The 23894-nt window shown below is 35.1% G+C and carries 15 protein-coding genes and 1 tRNA gene; 10 read left to right on the top strand and 6 right to left on the bottom strand.

The features are described 5' to 3' along the window. Positions 1 to 40 precede the first annotated feature (40 nt). Both bamG and C4S35_RS00550 read right to left on the bottom strand, forming a co-directional pair. Positions 41 to 1291 carry a BamG family beta-barrel-assembly machinery protein gene (gene bamG / locus C4S35_RS00545; protein WP_103998304.1) on the bottom strand — a complete coding sequence of 417 codons (1251 nt, stop codon included), beginning with the start codon at positions 1289 to 1291 and terminating at the stop codon, positions 41 to 43. Further along, positions 1284 to 2018 carry a type III pantothenate kinase gene (locus tag C4S35_RS00550; RefSeq protein ID WP_103998305.1) on the bottom strand — a complete coding sequence of 245 codons (735 nt, stop codon included), beginning with the start codon at positions 2016 to 2018 and terminating at the stop codon, positions 1284 to 1286. Before C4S35_RS00550 ends, bamG begins: the two co-directional genes overlap by 8 nt. Positions 2019 to 2117: 99 nt before the next feature. On the opposite strand from C4S35_RS00550, the gene C4S35_RS00555 reads away from it, so the two are divergent. The 9 genes from C4S35_RS00555 to acs all read left to right on the top strand — a co-directional run bounded on the left by C4S35_RS00555 (position 2118) and on the right by acs (position 13702). Continuing rightward, positions 2118 to 2190, top strand: a tRNA-Phe gene (locus C4S35_RS00555). Positions 2191 to 2808: 618 nt separating this feature from the next. Continuing rightward, positions 2809 to 3228: an IS1/IS1595 family N-terminal zinc-binding domain-containing protein gene (locus C4S35_RS00560; RefSeq protein WP_103998306.1), complete on the top strand. Its 420-nt coding sequence runs from the start codon at positions 2809 to 2811 to the stop codon at positions 3226 to 3228. 108 nt (positions 3229 to 3336) lie between these two features. Then, on the top strand, positions 3337 to 4632 hold the full coding sequence (locus C4S35_RS00565; protein WP_103998307.1) for a DcaP family trimeric outer membrane transporter: 1296 nt from the start codon (positions 3337 to 3339) through the stop codon (positions 4630 to 4632). 33 nt (positions 4633 to 4665) lie between these two features. After that, entirely contained in the window at positions 4666 to 6201 is a 1536-nt protein-coding gene (locus C4S35_RS00570) for an MFS transporter (RefSeq protein ID WP_103998308.1), read from the top strand. A gap of 11 nt (positions 6202 to 6212) precedes the next feature. Next, a complete protein-coding gene (locus C4S35_RS00575) occupies positions 6213 to 6437 on the top strand; it encodes a DUF6814 family protein (protein WP_103998309.1) in 225 nt (74 codons plus the stop codon). A gap of 312 nt (positions 6438 to 6749) precedes the next feature. Continuing rightward, positions 6750 to 9455 (top strand): sensor histidine kinase, encoded by a 2706-nt coding sequence (locus tag C4S35_RS00585; protein ID WP_103998311.1) that lies wholly within the window; start codon positions 6750 to 6752, stop codon positions 9453 to 9455. Positions 9456 to 9458: 3 nt separating this feature from the next. Further along, on the top strand, positions 9459 to 9818 hold the full coding sequence (locus C4S35_RS00590) for a response regulator transcription factor (protein WP_103998312.1): 360 nt from the start codon (positions 9459 to 9461) through the stop codon (positions 9816 to 9818). 59 nt (positions 9819 to 9877) lie between these two features. Then, positions 9878 to 11779 carry an AMP-binding protein gene (locus tag C4S35_RS00595; RefSeq protein ID WP_103998313.1) on the top strand — a complete coding sequence of 634 codons (1902 nt, stop codon included), beginning with the start codon at positions 9878 to 9880 and terminating at the stop codon, positions 11777 to 11779. Positions 11780 to 11794: 15 nt separating this feature from the next. Next, a complete protein-coding gene (gene acs, locus C4S35_RS00600) occupies positions 11795 to 13702 on the top strand; it encodes an acetate--CoA ligase (RefSeq protein WP_103998314.1) in 1908 nt (635 codons plus the stop codon). A gap of 114 nt (positions 13703 to 13816) precedes the next feature. On the opposite strand, the gene C4S35_RS00605 is transcribed toward acs, so the two are convergent. From C4S35_RS00605 to C4S35_RS00620, 4 genes are all read right to left on the bottom strand, one after another. Then, complete coding sequence (locus C4S35_RS00605; protein ID WP_103998764.1) at positions 13817 to 16693, bottom strand: alpha-amylase family glycosyl hydrolase; 2877 nt, start codon at positions 16691 to 16693, stop codon at positions 13817 to 13819. Between the two features lie 62 nt (positions 16694 to 16755). Further along, positions 16756 to 17841, bottom strand: a complete 1086-nt coding sequence (locus C4S35_RS00610) for a SusE domain-containing protein (RefSeq protein WP_103998315.1) — start codon at positions 17839 to 17841, stop codon at positions 16756 to 16758. Positions 17842 to 17862: 21 nt separating this feature from the next. Further along, entirely contained in the window at positions 17863 to 19455 is a 1593-nt protein-coding gene (locus C4S35_RS00615; RefSeq protein WP_103998316.1) for a RagB/SusD family nutrient uptake outer membrane protein, read from the bottom strand. Positions 19456 to 19472: 17 nt separating this feature from the next. Then, complete coding sequence (locus C4S35_RS00620; protein ID WP_103998317.1) at positions 19473 to 22409, bottom strand: SusC/RagA family TonB-linked outer membrane protein; 2937 nt, start codon at positions 22407 to 22409, stop codon at positions 19473 to 19475. A gap of 236 nt (positions 22410 to 22645) precedes the next feature. On the opposite strand from C4S35_RS00620, the gene C4S35_RS00625 reads away from it, so the two are divergent. After that, entirely contained in the window at positions 22646 to 23671 is a 1026-nt protein-coding gene (locus C4S35_RS00625) for a LacI family DNA-binding transcriptional regulator (RefSeq protein WP_103998318.1), read from the top strand. The last annotated feature ends 223 nt before the right edge of the window (positions 23672 to 23894 follow it).

Consider the following 23894-nt stretch of genomic DNA (forward strand, 5'->3'; position numbering starts at 1 on the left):
TGCTTGACAAAGCGATGTGATTAAATTTACTTATCCCGTTCTAGTTGAATTTTCTTTTCTCGAACCATTTGTCGTTTAATGAAAAACTCACACTAAAATTAGCATAATTTTCTTGAACCAAATTTACATTTGTTGTTCCTTTTTTACCCAATTCGAAACCTAAATTCACATTAGAAAAGCTTCCTGTTATTGGCAATCCAACTCCAAGGGTTAATCCCATATCATTTATAGATTCTGAATTAATCATCAAGCCTGTTTTCTCATATTTAAGTCCCCCTCTGTAGACAATTCTTTTCGTATAACTTGAAAATGAATTATAGTTCGGAATGTAATAACCTCCAAGACTTACACTTCCGAATCTTCCATACCCCACATTACTAGCTTTATTATAGGTGTTCTCTTGACCATACGTTTTCTGGTATGCTATTTTTCCTCCCAAAAGCCATTTTCTTGATTCACCAATTCCCATACCAAATGATATTTTGCTTGGGTACCTCACATCAGATTGTGTTTTTTGCTCCCCATAGCTATCCACAACAGACAAATCAAAAGTCGAGTTATAAACTACCGTGGATATATTTCTTGTGTTTTTAGAAGTCAAAGTACCTTCTACAGTATAATTTAAACTACTATACAAAGACAACTTTTTGCTGATTTTAGTTTGATACATCGTTCCAATATTAAAATTCACACCCGATAACTCTGCAGTATTCAATTCGCGTGTACCTAAGGGGACATTTGTAATAATTTCTAAACTATTAGTTTCAATTTTACCAAAATTATAATTTGCATCAGCACCAATACTGAAATTCGGTGTTATTTTGTACCCAATTCCTAAAAATACTTTATTCAGACCACCAGTCCCGCTTAAGCGTTTGTTGGTTTCACCTACTTCTGAAGATAATTTTTGAATTCTATATCCTACAGAAGAATATGGAATTAATCCAAAACCTAAACCAAACTTTCCTAAAGGCAAACCAACCGCTAGATAGTCTAAAGTGGTTCTGCGAGCATTAGCTGACTCCGTGTTTGTTTTTAAAGTTTTAGTCCCATCAGTACCTCCCATGCTAAAAGTCGTAAGTTTTAAGCTAGAAAAACTTGCTGGATTTTCTAAATTAATGTGAATACTATCTTGCTCCACCGCAACTCCTGCCATAGAACGATTTTCAAGCGTTCCTTTAAATCTAATGTCGCCAATTCCGTAAAAAGAGTAAGGTGATGAAGTTCCCTCTTGAGCGATGGATACAAGTGACAAAAGTAAGCAAGCGCTTATTATAATTTTTTTAATCATTTTTGATTTTATATTGAAATGTTTGGTTCAAACTCTCCAAAAGAAAATTTGAATTGGCAAATATGGTATTTTTTAATCGTTTAGCCAAAAAATCTGCATCTCCACCCGTTAAAATTATTATAAAATTTAAATACCGGGATCTATATTCATCGATGAAACCATCAATCTCATAAACCAAACCATTTACTACTCCCGAATGAATGGAATCTGAAGTTGATTTTCCAATTACATCTTTAGGACTTTCCAAGGTTAACAAAGGCAACTTTGCGGTAAAATTATGCAATGACTGATAGCGCAATCGTAATCCCGGCGCAATTGCACCACCATGATACCTATTCTTATCATCAATAAAATCAAAAGTAACACACGTTCCTGCATCAATAACCAATTTGTTTTGTTTAGGAAACTGAAACGCTGCACCGGCTGCAAGAACCATTCGGTCAATCCCTAACGTTTTAGGGGTTTCGTAATCATTGAAAAAAGGAAAAGGATCCTCGTGTGATATAAAATGAACATTTACGTCCTTTTTAAACTCCAAAAAAGACTCTTTTTCAACATCTCCAACAGATGCAACTACCAAATCAGTTATTTTCTGGTGTGTTTTTAAAATATTTTTGATTTTTTTTTGGAAGTCTTTCTCAATAAAAAAAAAAGTATCGATTTGAGTATTGCCCTCAAAAACAGCACCTTTAATTCTGGTATTTCCTATATCAACAGTTAGAATCATAATTTATATTTTGATGTTGCGAAGGTACGAATTGATTTTTTTAAAAAAATGTTTTGGATATACTAAAAATCATCCTATATTTGCACCCGCAATAAGCACGGTACCTTAGCTCAGATGGTAGAGCAATGGACTGAAAATCCATGTGTCCCTGGTTCGATCCCTGGAGGTACCACAAAACCCACTCGTAACGAGTGGGTTTTTTGTTTTAAGTTCTATTTCAAAATACATTCTGCTTAAAAAGAATAATCTGTTTCTGTATCTCCTGAAGATTCGAGACTGGAGGTATCAAAAAACTCGAATAGAAATATTCGAGTTTTTTGTTTTTAAACCCTTTTTTGTAATTTATCAAATGCTAAATAGTTAAATTTTCAATGAATTTTTCTCTACTATCATTAAGAAACAATACCATCTTAAAATTAAAATAAATAATGAAGTACGTAGATTGGTAGTTCATCCAAACCGTGAAATTTTGAAACCATTCGATTAAGTTATATTTTATTTTAAAATTTTAGTTTTTGTCTCACTACAGGACTTAGTTTAAAAAAAAGACTAAACTCTTTTTTATTCGTAGGAAGCTATTGAAAGCATAATCGTAAAGAATTTTTAATTTTTACAATTCAAAACAGGTGTAGAATTTACTGTTGAAAAACTTTTTAAAAAACATTAATTTTAGTAATATCTGATAGTTTTACCAAGATAAATAGGGCTTTCATAATTATTTTTATATTTTTTAATGAAATTCGAAAATAAATAATTGCTAAATTACTATATTTATGCAAAATTTATATATATGGAACTTTTATCGTGTCCGAAATGCCAAAATGATAACATAGTAAAAAGTGGCGTAATCAACAGCAAACAAAGGTATTTATGTAAAAAATGCAAGTATTTTTTTACTGTAAATAAAATTGGAAAAAAAATAGATGATTACTATGTCACCAAAGCACTGCAACTCTATCTGGAAGGCTTAAGTTATCGAGAAATAGAGCGCATTATAGGCGTTTCACATGTAACGGTCAGCAATTGGGTAAAAGCATTTAATATCAAGAAACCCTCTCATGCCAATTACCATCCTACCTACAAGATTTTTAACCATTTGGAATTGGTGGAATACATAAAAAACAAAGAATTACTCTCAGGCGCAGGTATGATAATAACAGAGCTTGGAGATAAGTTTATGCTTATAAAATGGGAGCGCTTTAAAGACTAACTATATCAATTTACACCTATATATAACTAAATTTTTTTTATAAACAAAAAATTAGAATTTGGCACTGTTGAAACTAACCATTTCCCCTAACCAAATTTTTAGCTTGTTATGAAAAAATACTATTTAATCCTTGTACTGGGAATTGCCTCTCTAGAAGGATACGCTCAAACTCCTGCCCCAGCAGTAACGACACCACCCGAAAAAGAATGGGAAATTAGTCTTTATGGCTTTGTAAGAACGGATTACATTTGGGATACCCGAAAATCTGTTATGGCAAGAGAATATGAATTAAACTTATTCCCTTTAGATGAAGTTCTGGATGCCAATGGAAAAGACATAAATGCAGTAGGACAATCTAATTTTCTTTCTGTGACTTCCAGAATTGGCGTAAAAGTAAAAGGACCCAATGTTTGGGGAGCTAAAACATCATCCGTACTAGAAGGTGACTTTTATGGAAATGTAGAAGGATCATCTATTGGAATGTTACGATTAAGACAAGCTTATGTTAATATGGATTGGTCTAAAACATCTTTAACAATGGGACAAACTTGGTATCCACAATTTATTCCTGAATGTTTTCCCGGAGTTGCTAATTTCAATACAGGAATTATGTTCAACCCTTTTGGCTGGGCCACACAAGTAAAATTAAAACAGATGCTAAGCAAAGAGCTATCCTTAACCGTTGCAGCTTACAAAGAGAGAGAATATCCAACCGCTGCCGCAGGAACTGTAGCAGTAGGATCTCAAAACGCAGCTTCTATAAATTCTGCATTACCATCACTTGATGCGCAGTTGCAATACAAAGGAAAAAATGTATTGTTAGGTCTTGGAGCTGAATACAAATCATTGCAACCCTTGACAGTATACAACAATAAGGCTACTACCGAAAAAGTTAATAGCTCTTCTATTTTTGGTTATGCCAAATACACAAATGACAAAATCATTATTAAAGCATACGGAATTTCAGGTGGAAACTTAAATAATCTTGTTATGTTAGGCGGCTATACTGGAACTGTCGCAAACGGAATTCAATCTTACAATCCAGTTAAAACGAGTGCTTTTTGGCTAGACGTTGCGAGCAATGGTAAAACCATCGCACCAGGAATATTCTTTGGATATACAAAAAACAGCGGCTCAAGTACCGCTGCAACTGATTTTCCATCTATTTATATGAGAGGGATTACTATAATAGGAACCGGATCAACAGCAACAGCCAGAGTTGTAGATAATGTTTGGAGAGCTTCTGGAAGAATTGATTTCAAGAAAAATAAATTCAGAATCTCCCCAGAAATAGAATACACTGGAGCGACTTGGGGAAAAGCAGATTTTTTTGGCGAAGCAAACGGAGATAAAAAAGACGTTGGCAACCTAAGAGCGCTGGTTTCCTGTGTCTATGCCTTTTAAAACATTTAACCAAACCACTATAATATAAATTTTATGAAAGAAAAATCAACAAAAGGAATTTGGAAAGTCATTTCCGCATCCTCCATGGGAACAATGATTGAATGGTATGATTTCTACATTTTCGGTAGTTTAGCCGTTGTAATTTCAACTAAATTTTTCCCCGCAGACAATCCAACGGCAGCCTTCCTGGCAACCCTAGCCACTTTTGCAGTTGGTTTTGTAGTTCGTCCCTTTGGAGCACTTTTCTTTGGAAGATTAGGAGATTTAATTGGACGAAAGTATACCTTCATGGTTACCTTGCTATTAATGGGTGGAGCTACCTTCCTGATAGGTTGTATTCCCAGTTATGAAACCATTGGCTTTATGGCGCCTTTATTAGTATTAGTATTAAGAATGCTTCAGGGTCTTGCATTGGGCGGTGAGTATGGCGGTGCCGCAACTTATGTGGCAGAACATGCACCAGTAGGACAAAGAGGATATTGGACTTCCTGGATCCAAACTACGGCAACGGTTGGTTTGTTTATTTCCCTGATGGTCATTTTAGCCACAAGAAATGTTCTTACTCCCGCACAATTTGACGAATGGGGATGGAGAGTTCCGTTCTGGGTTTCGATCATTATGGTTGGGGTTTCGTATCTGATTAGAAAAAACATGGATGAATCTCCCGTTTTTGCAAAAGCTAAATCAGAAGGAAAAACAAGTACCAATCCTTTACAAGAAAGTTTCGGAAATCGTTATAATTTAAAATTTGTTTTATTGGCTTTATTTGGAGCTACCATGGGACAAGGCGTTGTCTGGTACACTGGGCAATTTTACGCCATGAGTTTCTTAAAAACAGTTATGTCTATTGACTCTTCTCAAGTGGATACTTTACTAGGAATTGCACTGATATTAGGAACGCCATTTTTTATTGTATTTGGTTGGTTAAGTGACAAAGTGGGTAGAAAATACATAATGATGGGAGGAATGTTATTGGCCATTTTATTATACAGACCCATTTACAAACAAATGTATGAAACAACATCTGTAAAAAATAAAACTGAAATTGTTGCTAATACAAAAGTAGTTTCTGAATTGAAAGAGAACAAGAAACAAACTATGGATTCAATTTACACCACTAACAAAGAGTATACGGACGGAACCACATTTCTTGAAGTAAAAACGGTATCTTTAGAGAATGGAATTGCTAAGATAGTTGATGGAAAACCTAAAATAGAAACCAAAACTACGATCAATATTAATTGGGACGACAAGTGGACTTTAATCTTTTTAATCTTTATACAAGTGATATTTGTAACGATGGTTTACGGTCCTATTGCAGCATTCTTAGTAGAAATGTTCCCGGTTAAAATCAGATATACCTCCATGTCATTGCCTTATCACGTTGGGAATGGAATCTTTGGGGGCTTACTTCCTGCAATCTCCACCTATTTTGTTATAAATGCAAAAGAAGCCGGAAATCCAGAATTTTATCTCGAAGGACTTTGGTATCCAATTGTTATTGCTGCAGTCAGCTTTGTAGTTGGAATGATTTACATTAAAAATAAAGATAAAAACGCTCACATTTAAAAAACACAGCTATGAATCAGATAAAAAGAGCTTTAGGATTGGTTTGGATCGCTTTAGCAATTGCAGCAGCTTATTTTTGCATCTTTACCTTTGGATTACCAAAATTCATGTCCGGTAAACAAGAGGATTTAGTATTTGGAATTATCATCTTATTTATATTAACGCCACTAATAGTTTTAGGGCTAGGTACCTTTGGGTATTTTTCCTTAATGGGTGATTATGATGAAAAAAAATAATTATCAAATTAATTTCTAATAGGCAGTCTCTACATTAAACGGTAGAGATTGCTTATTTTTATTACATATAGTCACATTAAAAAATGACGATACCATTTTCCGCTGAAAAGTAATATTATCTTCAAATGAAAAAAAGACACGAACAAAAGTTAGTTATACTTTCCATGCTAATGCTATTAGCGTTGAACATACCGCTTTTGCTTTTATTTGACAGTTCTAAACCGCTTTTTGGCTTTCCAATCGTGTACATCTATATTTTTTCGGCGTGGTTATTTTCAATTGCCATCACCTTCCTAATCATAAAAAAATATTATGAGTAGCATAGGACTTTTACTGATTTTAGCACTTTATGTGTCCATTCTTTTTTACATCGCCTATTGGGCTGAAAAAAGAAGCCATTCAAAATGGACGAACAATCCCTATATCTATTCTTTTTCCTTAGCGGTTTATTGCACCGCATGGACTTATTATGGAAGCATTGGTGTTGCTGCAGAATCTGGTTTAAGCTACTTGCCTATTTATTTAGGTCCAATAATAATTATCCCCACTTGGATGGTTATCCTCAAGAAAATAATCCGAATTTCGAGAGTAAATAAAATCTCCAGCATTGCCGATTTTATTTCTTTACGATATGGAAACAGTAGATTTCTTGGTGCATTGGTTACTATGATCTGTGTTTTTGGAATTGTTCCGTACATTTCTTTACAGTTAAAATCGATTTCAGATACCTTCCACATTGTTACCAAAACACAGTCAAGTGATAATATTTTTACCGATACCACAACATATGTTTGTCTCGCCTTGGCTTTATTTGCTTCTTATTACGGAACAAAATACGTTGATGCTTCCGAAAAAAGACGCGGAATTGTTACGGCAGTCGCAATGGAATCGATTTTGAAATTAGTTTTCTTTTTAATCATCGGGATTTATGTAACCTATTTTGTTTATGATGGTTTTGGGGACATTTACACTAAAGCAGCTGTTCTTGAAGATTTTGAAAAAAAGAATTCCATCGGTGACTTAACGAGTGGAATAAATTGGTTTTTCCTTTGCCTGCTGTCCATGTTTGCAATTTTTCTGTTGCCAAGACAATTTCACACGGCAATTGTTGAAAACAATAAAGAAACCCATATTCGAACAGCCATGTGGCTTTTTCCGTTGTACTTGTTACTTTTTAATATTTTTGTTTTTCCAATTGCCTGGGGAGGAAATATACTTTTTCAGGGAAAAGGACTAAATTCAGACACTTATTCCTTGTTGATTCCTCAATTTTTCAACAACAATTTCCTGACCGTTTTAGTATTTCTTGGCGGCTTTTCAGCTGCTATATCCATGATTATAGTTTCATCGATTGCATTGGCGACCATGTTAAGCAATAATCTATTGATTCCTTATGGCTTTATTGGTTCATTAGAAAATTCTTCACAGAAAAAAAATAGTAAACGAATTGTAAACAGCCGCAAAATAGGCATTTTTTCACTAATTATTTTGGCGTATGCCATCTACCGAATTTTCGTTTTAGATTACTCTTTGGTTTCCATCGGCTTGGTTTCATTTGTAGTTATCGGACAATTAGCCCCTTCTTTTTTTGGTGCATTATTCTGGAGAAGAGGTTCAAAAAAAGGAGCTATAACAGGAATCATTATTGGCTTTTTAATTTGCTTTTATACGTTATTGATTCCTTACGCCATTGGAATTACAAAATCTTCCAGCCTATTTATTCAGGAAGGCCCATGGGGAATTACATTGTTAAAACCGTTTCAACTTTTTGGATTGGATTACTTAGAACCTATTCCTCATGCAGTTTTTTGGAGTTTGTTTTTTAATGTTATCTGTTATGCTGCAATCTCTGTAAGTTTCAAAGGGAATTACAGAGAACGCAATTATGCCGAAATGTTTGTGGATATTGACAAGTATATCACCAATCATGAAGATGTATTTGTTTGGAAAGGAACCGCTTATATTTCTGATATTCAAAAAGTTTTGCAGCGATTTCTTGGCGAAGAAAGAACAAAAAGGGCCATGACCATTTTCAATTTAAAATACAACATTGATAAAAACATCACCACTGCCGATGCCCGATTTATAAAGTTCGCGGAGAATTTATTGACAGGACATATTGGTACGGCTTCCGCCAAAATATTAATATCAAGTGTCGTAAAAGAAGATAAAATTAGCCTGACTGAAGTATTGCGAATTCTCGAAGAATCTAAAGAGAATATTATTATCAACAAGAAACTAACGGACACTTCCAATGAATTAAAAAAAATATCCACTCAACTAAAAAATGCGAATCAGGAATTGGTAAACAAAGACATTCAAAAAGACGAATTTCTAGATACGGTTACGCATGAGTTGCGAACGCCAATAACCGCGATTCGTGCCGCAAGTGAAATCCTTCATGACGATGACGATATTCCAGAGGAATTAAGAAAACAGTTCTTGCAGAATATCATTTCCGAATCGGATCGATTGAATCGCCTTATAGATAAAATTCTGGATTTAGAAAAATTCGAAACGGGAAAACAAAAAATATATCTTTCGAAAAATAACATTTCTAAAACTGTTGAAAAAACAGTCCTTTCACTGAATCAATTGATTAAAAACAAAAAAATAAGGATTGAGTTCGATAAAGCTTCTAAAGAAATAAAAGCATTTTATGATGAAGAACGAATCATTCAGGTCATATACAATTTGTTATCAAATGCAATAAAGTTCAGCTCCGAAACAGACGGAAAAATCAACATCAGAATATCAGAGAAAAAAGATGTTGTTGAAGTCCGCATCCATAATAATGGTAAAGGAATTAAGGAAGAAGATTTTGAAGCCATTTTTGATAAATTTTATCAATCCCGAAATCAAAATGTAAAAAAACCAATAGGAAGCGGTTTGGGATTAGCCATTTGCAAACAGATTATAGAACATCATAAAGGAAAGATTTGGGCGGATAATACCGAGGTAAATGGAGCGACATTTATTTTTACTCTACCCAATTATAATACTACTGAAAATCATTAAAAAATGAAAAAAATTTTAATTGTAGATGACGAACCAAATATTGTTATGTCACTTGAATACACATTCAAAAAGAACAATTTTGAAGTTTTTATTGCACGCGACGGACAAGAAGCCTTAGAAATTCTGAAGAACCAACTTCCGGACGTAATCATTCTGGATGTGATGATGCCAATGGTTGACGGTTACGCAACATTGGAACAAATAAAAAAAGACGAACGACTAGAACATTGCAAAATCATTTTCCTAACGGCAAAAAACAAAGAAAAAGATATTGAAAAAGGACTTTCCTTAGGCGCAAATTTATATGTTCTCAAGCCTTTTTCAGTCAAAAAATTGGTAGAGCAGGTACAGGGATTGATTTAAACTATTTGGTTTTTGCAGTGATGCAGGGCTTTTTCAAATTATAAACAACAAACAACAAAATGAACTATAAAGATTTTTACACTGACAGCATTAATCAACCTGAAACTTTCTGGAAAAAACAAGCGATGGAGATAGAATGGTATAACAAACCAGAAACTATTATATCAAAAGATGAAAATGGATATCCGGTTTGGTACAAAGATGGAGAATTAAACATCTGCTATTTGGCATTAGACAAACATATTCAAGATGGTTACGGAGATCAAATTGCCCTTACTTATGATTCACCGGTAACACAAACGGTAAAAAAATATACTTTTTTTGAAGTAAAAACCGAAGTAGCGAAACTCGCGGGAGGAATGCTTTCACTTGGTTTAAAGAAAGGTAACACAGCAATCATATATATGCCAATGATTCCGCAAGCGGCTTTTGCAATGCTTGCCTGCGCCAGAATTGGCGTAACACATTCGGTAGTTTTTGGCGGTTTTGCACCACATGAATTAGCTATTCGAATCGATGATTGCAAACCCAGAGCTATCATAACTGCCTCTTCAGGAATTGAAATCGACCGATTAATCGCATACAAGCCATTAGTAGACGAAGCAATTGAGTTGGCTTCACACAGACCAAAAAAAGTGATCGTTTTCAACAGAAAACTAGGAGCAAGAGTTCCGTTTAAAAAATATGATGTTGATTATGACGCATTGGTTTACGGATCTGAAGAAACGCCTTGTGTTCCAGTAAACGCAACACATCCTTTATATGTACTTCACACTTCTGGAACAACAGGAAAACCAAAAGGAATTGTGAGAGATACCGGTGGTTATGCCGTGGCGCTTAAATTTTCGATGCAATATATCTATGGTGTCAAAGAAAATGAGGTTTTTTGGGCCGCTTCAGATGTGGGTTGGGTTGTTGGACATAGTTTTATTGTTTACGGTCCATTAATCAATAGAAATACCACCATTATTTTTGAAGGAAAACCAATTAAAACTCCTGATGCCAGCACCTTCTGGAGAATTATTGAGGAACATAAAGTCAATACCATGTTTACAGCACCTACCGCGATTCGTGCCATTAAAAAAGAAGATCCTAACGGAGATTTCATTAAAAAATATGATTTGAGTTCTTTGAAAACACAATTTCTGGCAGGCGAACGTTGTGATGTCGCAACATTAGAATGGTATTTAAAACACATTCCTGTTCCTGCAATCGACCATTGGTGGCAAACAGAATCAGGCTGGCCAATGATTGCCAATATGATGGGCGTTGAATATTTACCCATAAAACCCGGATCAGTAGGAAAAGCGGTTTGTGGCTTTGATATTAAAATATTTAACGAAAAAGGCACTGAATTAGGTCCAAATGAAGAGGGTTACGTAGTCTTAAAATTACCATTGCCTCCGGGAACTTTAATGGATTTATGGAATGACAATTCCCAATTTAAAGCAGGTTATTTAAAAAAATTTCCGGGTTATTATTTCTCCGGTGATGGCGGATTTAAAGACGAAGACGATTATATTTTTATTACCGGCAGAGTGGATGATGTGATTAATGTTGCAGGACATCGTCTTTCCACTGCCGAGATGGAAGAAATTGTTGCTTCCCATCATTCGGTTGCTGAGTGTGCCGTAATTGGAATAAATGATGCGTTAAAAGGACAAATTCCTCTAGCTTTGGTTGTAACTAAATTAGATGAAAGCATAGAACATTTTCAACTAGAGCAAGAAATTATAAAATTAGTCCGCCAACAAATTGGGGCTGTAGCATCGCTGCGAAATGTAGTAATTGTGGAACGACTGCCAAAAACACGTTCCGGAAAAACTTTGAGAAAACTAATGCAAAGTATTTCTGATGGAGAAAATTATCAAATCCCTTCAACGATTGATGATGAATCCATCGTTAGTGAAATAGTAACTGTTTTAAAAAAATATGAAATCGGAGTTTATAATACTAAATAAGAAAATATCACAACTATGAGTCGCTATAAAATTAACACGCTAGAAGAATACTTTAAAGAATATAAAAAATCAGTTCGTGAGCCTAAAAAATTCTGGGACAAAATTGCTGCCGAAAATTTTACGTGGTACCAACAATGGGAAAAAGTTGTCGATTTTAATATGGCTGAAGCCGAAATAAAATGGTTTGTTGATGCCAAAGTAAACATCACTAAAAACTGTATTGACAGGCATCTTGCTAAAAAAGGAGATAAAACTGCCATCATTTTTGAACCGAATGACCCCAATGAAGAAGCATTACACATTTCCTATAATGAATTGCACCAACGTGTTTGTAAAATGGCAAACGTATTACGGGAGCAAGGTGTAAAAAAAGGAGATCGTGTTTGTATCTATTTGCCAATGATTCCTGAATTAGCCTTTACCACTTTGGCGTGCGCGAGAATCGGAGCGATCCATTCGGTTGTTTTTGCAGGATTTTCTTCCTCTGCTGTTGCAGCAAGAATAAATGACTGCGATTGTAAAATGGTCATTACTTCCGATGGTGGTTATCGTGGTAATAAAACGATTGATTTGAAAGGAATAATTGACGATGCATTGACCGGTTGTCCTGGAGTTTCGAACGTATTAGTGGTCAAAAGAACGGATACTTCTGTAAATATGAAAGAAGGTCGTGACCAATGGTTGCAACCTCTTTTAGACCAAGCATCAGACAATAATGTAGCCGAAATCATGGATGCCGAAGACCCTCTGTTTATCCTTTATACTTCAGGTTCGACCGGAAAACCAAAAGGTATGGTGCATACTACAGCTGGTTATATGGTTTATACTGCTTATACTTTCAAGAATGTTTTTAGCTATGAAGAAAATGATATTTTCTGGTGTACCGCTGATATTGGCTGGATTACCGGACATTCCTACATTCTTTATGGCCCGTTATTGAACGGAGCCACGACTGTAATTTTCGAAGGAGTTCCCTCCTATCCTGACTTCAGCCGCTTTTGGCAAACAATTGAAAAGCACAAAGTAACTCAGTTTTATACCGCTCCAACCGCCATTAGAGCCTTGGCAAAAGAAAGTATTGAATACGTACAACGCTACCAATTAACCTCTTTGAAAGTCCTTGGTTCCGTAGGAGAGCCTATAAATGAAGAAGCTTGGCATTGGTACAACAATCATGTGGGAGATAAAAAATGTCCAGTAGTTGACACGTGGTGGCAAACCGAAACCGGAGGAATTATGATTTCACCAATTGCATTTGTAACCCCTACGAAACCTACCTACGCTTCGCTTCCATTACCCGGAGTTCAGCCTGTTTTAATGGATGAAAGACGCAACGAAATCGAAGGAAATCAAGTTACGGGTAGTTTGTGTATTAAATTTCCTTGGCCGGGAATTGCAAGGACCATTTGGGGCGATCATCAACGATATAAAGACACTTATTTCTCTGCCTTTCCAGGCAAATATTTTACAGGAGACGGCGCTTTGCGTGATGAAGTTGGGTATTATAGAATTACGGGTCGTGTAGATGACGTAGTTATTGTTTCAGGGCATAACCTGGGAACGGCACCAATAGAAGATGCCATCAATGAGCACCCGGCAGTTGCGGAATCAGCCATTGTAGGTTTTCCTCATGACATAAAAGGAAATGCCTTGTATGGTTTTGTAATTTTAAAAGAAACCGGAGAATATCGTGATAGAGAAAATCTTAGTAAAGAGATAAACCAACACATATCTGATCACATTGGACCAATTGCAAAACTCGATAAAATCCAGTTTGTTTCCGGTTTACCAAAAACCCGTTCCGGAAAAATCATGCGTAGAATTTTGCGTAAGATAGCGGAAGGGGATTATTCAAATTTTGGTGACATCTCCACTTTATTAAACCCTGAAATCGTAGAGGAAATCAAAAACGAAAAAGTATAATTTTTTTTTAGTTGTGGTAATTTGTTGAAAACTGCTTCCTTTAGGGAGCAGTTTTTTTGTACAAAAAAAGGCTGCCCTTTTTAGAGACAGCCTGCTTAATGTTAATAGTAAATATTACTCTTTTATAAATTTCAGCACTTCAGTTTCATTATTATCATTCAGCACTTTTACAATATAAAGTCCTTTGCTCAAATCACTGATTGCAAAAGGAGTATCTTTAAAATGATTCGTATTAAAGCTTTTTACCAATTGTCCGGTGGTAGAGAAAACTTGTACTTTAACGGTATTTGTATTTAAAGTAAAATAACTTGAAGCTGGATTTGGATACAAATGAATGGCATTGGTTTTTTCATAATTAGCAATTGCTAAGTTTGCTACTTTATTGCCGTAAATTCTAAAGTCGCCTGCAGGAATACTAATCGGAGCATTCACATTAGTGACCGTAATTGAAGAATTATCCATCAAGTTGTACCAAGTACCTGTGTAAGGAAAACCCGTAGGTACATCTTTCGTAGTCAAATCAAAATTAGCTAATACTAACACATCTTTAAGTTGCGTTCCCGCCAAAATGCTGTTGGTAATCTTAATATTAGGCGTTAATGAAGTTCCACTTGTTATAGTTGCCGTTCCAGAGAATACAGGTTCCGCTATTTTCATACTAATCATTTTAGCCCAATCCGTGTAGATTTTATTTCTTCCTGCGTCTCCTAACCAATTATTATCCCATTGCGGTTGTGGTTTTTTATCTAATTTACAATCACCGGAAATACCATCCGAAGAAGTGTTCACCGTACCGTCATTGCAACTAAAAATAGAAATATCCCAACCTAATTCACCAAATTGCCAAATCATTTTAGGTCCAGGAACTAATAAAGAAACGGCTCCTAAAGCTGACATTCTTGACAAAGCCGTTGCCGGAGTTTTTACACTGTAACCCCCAAGACTATTTCCATATTGGATATTTTTGTACATCAATCGCTCTTCATCGTGACTTTCAGCATAGCCCATCAATCTGTTTGCGGTAAATCCATGACTGGCACTATTCATTCTTGAGATATCATTGCTAGAATTATATCCCATCGTCAACTGATTGTATGGATCAGTCATTTTACCCCACATCATTATACCTTTGCTAGGAGCTTCGTCAATTCTATAATTTGCCCATTCTTTTTCCTCAGTATCGCCTCCTAAATGTTCAAAAATAGTATGATGTGTCGGATCCAGACTCCAGGAATAATCCGCATAATCTTTTAAGATGGCAACTCTGTCCGCTTGATACGCATTAGTGCAATTTTCGTCATTAGCCGTACAATTTTGCGTAAAACCTTTAGTTAAATCCCAACGAAAACCGTCAATTTTATATTCTTCGATCCATTGTTTAACTACTCTTTTTACGTAGTTTTTTGTCAAAGCAGAAGTATGATTGAAATCGTTACCTACACTATAACTGTGTTTTGCAACCGTATTAAAATAAGGATTCTCCGCTGATGGTGACCCCCAACCGTCATTATCAGGATCGTTCATCCACATTCTGACCATTGGATTTCTATCAAAAGCATGATTCAAGGCTACATCCAGAATTACTGCAATTCCATTTTGATGACATACATCTATCAATTCTTTCAATTTGCTTGAAGTACCGTAAAACTTATCTAATGCCATGTGAAAAGAAGTGTTGTAACCCCAACTTTCGTTTCCTTCAAATTCCATTACAGGTAATAACTCAATGGCATTTATTTTCAAATTCTTGAAATAATCAATTCTGTTAATTACATTTTGGTAACTTCTACCTGCATCAAAATCTCTTACCAACAGTTCATAAACTACTAATTTTTCCTTTTCCGGTTTTACAAAATTAGTCGTTGCAGTTGTCCATGGATAAGTCGTCTGACCCGTTTGCAAAACGGTCACTTCTCTCTGCTGACCTGCAGGATATATCGGCAAATTTGGATACGATACCGCCGGAATGTAAGGATCATCATCCGCCGATAGCACCAAAGTAGAATACGGATCTGCTGTCTTTACCAAAGATGGTGTCCCTGCAATAGGAGTTGCATCTACTACCCAATATTGATAAGTATAATTGGTACCTGATATCAATCCGGTTAATTCCAACCAAAACTTTCCTGAAGTTGGATCTTTTTTCATGGCATAGCTCGCATCCGGTTGCCAGTTATTAAAACTACCTGCAACGTATACGAAATCCTTTAACGGAGCATCTAAAACTAAAGTAGCTTTTGTAGCATCGGAAGTATAATTGATTCCGTCCAGTAAACCAGTAGGCATTGCTGCGCTAACGGTTCCTGGATTTACTATGACTGTAAACTTTTTGGTGACAGTAGCGCTTCCTTGCGTTACCTCCAAAACATAATTTCTATTACTAGTTATATTAGTATCATTAAAAGTATAACTTGAAGTACTTGGATTTGTATTCATACTTGTACCATTCACTTTTAAGTTATAGCTGGCGTTTCCATTGGTATTGTTAGCTGAAATATTTTGACTGCCGCCAGAAGTTATAATTACAGAGCTGTTTTCAGCTGGGGAAGTAAGGTTTACTTGAAAAGCTCCAACTTCAGCATAGGTATCCTGTGATTTTTTGTCGCCCGTACCATCCTTTGCTTTAACAAGAAAACCTATTTTACCTATTCCATTTCTATTGTAAAAAGCATTTGGGGTAAATGTAATTCTATAGATATCCGCACCTGCGGTGTAGATTAATTTATTAGCTTCATTAGATGCTGTCCATGAACCATTTGTTGGGCAATCTAAACTGTTGGCATCATTCGTATCATAAGACCAAGCCCACAGATACAAAGAATGATCAGAAATTCCCCAGGCAGCTTCATCTACAGAACTTCCGCTAATAGTTATCGTAATCGCTGTTGTCTCTTCAAAAGGATTTGGGCTAATAGTATTCGCTACCGTTTGCTGCTGAGCCGAAGCGAATATCGACAAGAAAAGCAGGACTAAAAGTATAGTTTTTTTCATAGCTTTTGGTTTTATAAAAAAAGGGCTATCCATCAGATAGCCCTTTCAAATTTAAAAAAATATTAATTTTTTGTAAGCGTATATTTGTAATTTCTAGGTGAACTTAAATCTAATGTTATGGTATAATTTCCAGCAGAAGGAACTTTGATATTTGCAGCATTTCCTGGTTCTAATGAACCATTTGCCCCATCATCACCATAAGCTAAATCCCAACCATCATTAGCTCTAAATTTTATTTCTGCAGCAGACAAATTTAAAGTAACAGTCCAAACTTTAGTCGTTGGGTTGTAAGTCATGTTGTGATCTTGAACTCCATTATCAGGCCATCCGTTTGGCGTACTTGAACCTGTAACTGCCCATGAAGTAGCAGTAGCTTTGTATGTTAATTTCTCTGTATCTACTTCAATTTTGTAATAACCAGAAGCAGGAATTTTAAAATTTGGTCCAGATAAAGCAATAGTACCCGGTGCAGTCCCAGCAGCATACTCGCCTTTCCATTCTGGGAAACTTGTAAATTTATATTCATCCTCTTCTTTCACTCCTTTAAAAGGAGCAAAATAAATATATCCTTCAAAATCTACTTTGCCATAAGCAGAAGCAGAAAGTTGCGGAGAGGTAGCAGGATCCCAATTGTTTGGATATCCAGATGCTTTTGCATAACCACCAGGAACCCATAATTTAGGATTTTCAGTTGTATAAGGAGTAATTACGATTCCAACTACGTTAGAAATCATTACTACAGTTCCAACGGTTGCTTTAACTCTAACTTCAAATTCAGCTTGAGTAAAAGGAGTACTTTTTAATGCTAATGCAGCACCATTCATAATTTCAACTGAAACTGACGCTTGGTTTTCAGATTTTCTAGATGCTAATTCTTTTGGTGTTTTAAAAGCATTTCCTTTTTTGTCGATTTCAACACTGTAAACAACCTCTACACTACCACCAAAGTTAGCAGATTTCCATGTAAAACGCTCTGCTTGTGCAGTAGCATTTACTGGTGATAGAACATAAGCAGCACCAGAAGTTGGAGCTGTTAATACCGGAGAGTCAACTCCTTCGATAACGGGTCTGTCTTGAACATCTTGTACGGTACAAGAGAAAGCAACTACTGCAAATAAAGCAATTATTGATTTAGTTATATTTTTCATTTTTATATATTTTTAAAATTATTAATATCCAGGGTTTTGTTGTAATTTACTATTTGAAGACAAAGCTGTCGCAGGAATTGGGAATAAATCTCTGTAAGACTGTGTTGGAGATCCTCCAGCAACATTTCCTTTCCAAGGCCATAAATAACTACCTCCAGAAAACTTACCAAAACGAATTAAATCCGTTCTTCTATGTCCTTCCCAGTGTAATTCTCTAGCTCTTTCGTCAAGAATAAAATTTAAGTTTAAATCCCCTTGAGTTACTGCTGTTCCTTTAGCTCTTGTTCTTAAAGCATTAACATAATCAGTTGCTGTAGTCATACTACCACCTGCACCTCTTACTGCGCATTCAGCATACATTAAATAAGCATCTGCTAAACGGAACATAGGAAAATCAGCATCAGAGAAGTTACCTCCTTTATCTGAACCTTGTTTACCATTCACATCTACATTTCTAAACTTTTGAATTGCATATCCGTCGGTGAAATTACCAACGTTTTTGATTTCTTTAGTTTGTCCGTCAGTATAGAATTGTCCACGTGTGTCCGCTGTATTTGAAGAAAACTTATCTACAAATGCTGAAGTAGTTCTAATACCACCCCAACCACCGTTGATTCCGAATGAAGCTGCATTCATAGTACCACCAACTGGTGCGTGAGTCAAGAAAGTAGTTCCACCATACGTTTGAGTGCGAAGACCATCAAATGCAATAGCAAAAATAAATTCGTTTTGAGCTCCATTTTTATCATTGTCAGCTAAAAACAATTGATTGTAATTTGTATGCAACTTATAAGCTGAACCCGTAATTTTTGTAATTAAAGGAACTGCTGCTGCATAATGATCTGTACCTGTATATACTTTTGCATTCATATACAATTTTGCTTGTAACATCCAAGCTGCAGCTTGATCTACTCTGTAAGCCTCATTTGATTTTGCTGCTTTTAATAATGGGGTAATCGCTGTTAACTCCTCATCAACAAATTTGTATAATTCTGCTCTTGTAGCATATTCCGGGTAAAAGAATGTACTTGGAGAATTTTCAGTTACTAAAGAACCACCACCAAACATATCAATTAAATGCCAATACGTCATCGCTCTCAAGAAACGAGCTTCAGCTCTGTAAATAGCGATTTCTGCTTTCAAAGTAGCATCTACTCCTCTAGCTGCTAATTTCTCGTCAGTAGTTTGTCTCAAAAACTCATTACAGTTCACGATTTGGAAAGAGTAACGTGCAAAAACAGCAGTTACAAAACGGTCCAAAGAAGTCCATGTTTGTGAATGAAGATCTTTTATAGTCCCGTCATTCCAAGCAATAATTGCCTCATCAGTGGTTAATTCCTGTAATAACCAATATCCTCTCACATATTGACTTTCTCCCTCATCTATTCCAGAGATATCTGCTGTTCCTGAAGGACCTGATTGTCCTGAAGTTGCAAATCCAGCATATAATTTGGCAAGATTTTGTTTATACGACTCCGGTGTGCTGAAAAATTGGTCAACCGCAATGGCGTCACCAGCTTCTGGAGATTGGATCAAATCATTAGTACATGACGGAAACAAAAATACCATCATTAACAATGAAATACCCAATAATTTTATTTGTGTCTTTTTCATTTTTCTTGTTATTTGTATTAGAAATTAACGTTTAAACCTAACGTGAAAGTAATTGGTCTAGGATATAAATTATTATCTATACCATTCGAAATCTCTGGATCTAAACCATTATATTTAGTAATGAGCAGAACATTTTGCGCTGATAATGTCAATTTAACTAATGAACTTGAATTTGGCTTTTGATTAAAAGTATAACCAACATTTACATTGTCTAACCTTATAAAAGAAGCGTCTTGGATGTAATAATCAGAATGCAATTGAAAGTCATCTGTTTTAGTAAAACCTGTTTCTAAAAGATTAGCAACACCATTAGATAAATCCGTTTGTCTTAATAGTACATTGTTATAAGTTCCAAAATTAGAATCTACATTATTGTACATATAATTCCCCCAAGATCCTCTCCAAGTCATACCCATATCAAAGTTTTTATAGGTTACGCTTGTATTGAAACCGTAGAAAACATCTGCTGCTGGTTTGTGGAAACGGTATTTATCTTGTTCCGTAATGAGTCCATCTTTGTTTCTGTCAACAAAAACTCCATCAAGTGGTTTCCCGTTTGCTCCATAGGCTTGCTCATATACATAAAATGAATTTGGCGCATACCCCACTTGGTGATTTTGGATTTTATTTCCTGTTCCTCCAGCAATATCTCCTTCAGGAATACCCGGAGTATTTGGTTGAGTAGTAGTCAACTTAGTGATTTTAGAATCTTGAAAAGTAACGTTACCGCCTATTCTCCATTCTAAATTATCCGTACGAACCGGAATAACTTCCGCTAACAATTCAATCCCTTTATTGTCAATGTTTCCAATATTATAATTGTCTGTATTTGAAAATCCAAAGAAAGAAGGATTATATGTTTCCAGCAATAAATCTTTAGTGGTTCTTTTATAAACGTCAACACTACCTGTAAATCTATTGTTGAACAATCCATAATCAAGACCAGCATTAACAGTCGTAGTTTGCTCCCACTTCAGGTTACTGTTGTACTTTTGCGGTCTGTAAGTTGTGTAAAAAGTATTACCCAGTTGATATTGCGCTGTAGTATTTGAAGCTAAGTACAAAGGAATAGAAGGATAAATCCCAATATTCTGCTGTCCAGTAATACCCCAACCTCCTCTAAGCTTTAACGTAGAAATACTACTTACATCTTTCAAGAAACTTTCTTCATTCAATTTCCATGCTACTGCAACAGCAGGAAAATTACTCCATCTGTAATCTGGCGTGAATCTAGAAGTTCCATCACGTCTGTAAGAAGCAGTCAAGATATATTTATCAGCAATAGTGATATTAGTTCTGGCAAAAAAGGATTGCAAGTTAATACGAGATGGAGTAAATGACTCTATCGTTGTAACATCATTTTGAAAGTTATAATTAGATTTGTTCTTTGAGTCTTGAAAATCTTGGTACGTATATCCACCAGTCACATCAATTTGTGTATTAATCGCATCTACTTTCTTGTTGTAGTTCAAATACAAATCCATTACTTTATTCTTTCTGGATTCAATATTCTTGTAGGTATTACTATATCCTGAACCCTTAAGTCCGTTCAGATAATCAGCATTAGTTCCACCACTTCCAGTACCAGTTAATTGGTCGTAACCAAAGTTAGCAACCGCTTTCAATTCTGGCAAGAAATGCATTTTATATTCCGTTTGGATGTTTCCAATGCTTCTGTATGAATTACCAAAATTATTTTGTTGGTTAATCAAAGACAATGGATTTCTTCCTGCTAATTGATTAATTTCCGTAGGTGAAGCATACCACTGGAAGTAAGTATCATCGGCATTTCTAACCGATTGGGTAGGATCAAAACTAATCGCAGCACCAATCGCTCCTCTGTTACTATAATTGCTTTTAATTAAAGAAGTATTGTTGTTTACTTCAATTTTTAAATGTTTGTCCAAGAAATTTCCTGTAACACTAACACCAAGAGTACTTCTTTCCATGTTATCTCTTTTTAAGATACCATTCAAGTTAGTATATCCTACAGACGCTCTGTAAACTACATTATCCACACCGCCGCTTAAAGCAATGTTATGATCTGTACCAATAGCAGTTCTGTAAATTTCATTTTGCCAATTAGTATCCGCAGTGCCAAGTAATTTTATTTGAGCTGGAGTTCCATTAGCAGTAACAAAATCTTTAAATTGAGTTGAAGACAAAGCATCAACTCTGTTAGTAACTTCAGAAACTTGTAAATTCCCGTTGTAACTTACTTGAATTTCACCTGCTTTTCCTTTTTTGGTAGTAATAATAATTACCCCATTAGAAGCGCGAGATCCATAGATAGCAGTCGCGGAAGCATCTTTCAATACCGTAATGGACTCAATATTATTTTGATTGATAGTAGATAAAGGATTTTTACCACCTTCTATTCCGCCGTTATTAACCGGAACGCCATCAATAACATATAAAGGATCATTTCCTGCAGACAATGAGGAACCACTTCTAATTCTTATTGTCGCACTTTCACCTGGAGAACCACCTCCATTAATGATTTGCAAACCAGCTACTTTACCTTGAATCATTTGATCCGCAGAATTCACCGGTCCTTTATTAAAATCCTTAGCTGTCAGTACTGTTACTGCGCCCGTTGCATCTTTTTTCTTAACGGTACCGTAACCTACCTGTATAACGACCTCTTTCAATTGATTTTCATCTTCTATTAAAGAAACCATTACTGATTTTTGAGAATCATAAGTAACTACAGAAGCCTTATAACCAATAAAAGAAAATACAATCTTATCGCCTTTCTTTATATTAGACAATTGAAACTTTCCGTCAAAATCTGTAGAAACACCATTTGTAGCGCCTTGTACATTTACATTTACTCCCGGAATTGGCTGTCCTGACACTTGATCAAGAACAGTTCCATTTACAGTATTCTGAGCCAGAATACTAAGAGGCAGTAGCAGTAATAAAAATAACAACTTTTTATAAATTGTTTTCATACTTTTTGTTTAAATTAATTTGAAATTTTGTTGTGTTTTTAACTTTTAATTTTACTTCGAATGTTAAATTTATGTAAATTTTGTCACGCCCGACAAACACTGTTTTTTTTTGGTTTACGAAAACGTGATAGTGTTGAAAACTTTCTTTATTATCTAATTATTTAAGGGATAAATTGCCATTAATAAAAACAAATTATATCTTTATTACGAAAATAATTATTATCAATTTTACAATTATGAAAAGGAAGGTAACGCTTAAACAAATTGCTAAAGAACTTGATGTTTCGATTTCTACGGTTTCAAAATCTTTAAGAAATAGTTTAGAAATTGGAGAAGATACCAGATTAAAAGTGCAAGCTTTTGCCAAATTTTACAATTACAAACCCAATAATATTGCCCTGAGTTTAAAGAATCGAAAAACAAAAACTATAGGGATCATCATACCAGAAATTGTTCATCATTTTTTCTCCACTGTCATTAATGGAATAGAACAGGTTGCAAACGAAAACGGATACAGCGTAATCATATGCCTATCCGACGATTCTTTTGACAAAGAAGTACTTAACATGGAAATGCTTGCTAATGGAAGTATCGACGGTTTCATTATGTCCCTTTCTAAAGAGACCCAGTTCAAAGGCGATTTTCATCATATTACAGAAGTAATTGACCAAGGAATGCCTGTTGTAATGTTTGACAGAGTTACCAATGAAATTCTTTGTGATAAAGTTATCATTGACGATAAACTTTCCGCTTATGAAGCAGTTCAAAGCCTTATTGATAAAGGAAGAAAGAAAATTGCTCTGGTTACCACTGTCGATTACGTTAGTGTCGGTAAACTGCGCACCGATGGGTATATAAAAGCACTATTAGACAACAACATCCCTTTTGATGAAAATCTAATTATTAAAATCGAAGACGTAGATACTTGCGAAATAATAATCGGAAAACTACTGGAAGACAAAGCTATTGATGCCGTTTTTGCCGTTAATGAACTTTTTGCTGTAATCTGTATAAAAACAGCGAACAAAATAGGACTGAATGTCCCAAAAGACTTGGCAGTTATAGCCTTTACCGATGGAATTATTTCAAAATATTCCACTCCTACCATCACAACCGTAAGTCAAAGCGGTATAAAAATGGGAAACAAAGCCGCAAAAATGTTGATTGAGCGATTAGAATCCGAACATGAGGACGAAGAGGAAGAGAATTATAAAACAGAAGTAATTGAAACCCATTTAATAGAAAGAGAATCTACTTCTTAGAATTTATCAGTTTTCAGTCGCAGTTTCAGTTTTCAGTTGCTTTCTGAAAACTGAAACTAAAATATGTGACTGGTTTTTAAAACAAATAGCAAATATTCTATATGATATTCATTACTACAACCTTGTAGTAAGAAATATTTCTTTTTATTTGTTTATAATAAATAAAAGTTTGAAATATATTTTTATATTTACCTCATCAAAGCTTTTACTTTTACTTCGAAAA

This window comes from Flavobacterium urumqiense, from assembly GCF_900108015.1.
GTDB lineage: Bacteria > Bacteroidota > Bacteroidia > Flavobacteriales > Flavobacteriaceae > Flavobacterium > Flavobacterium urumqiense.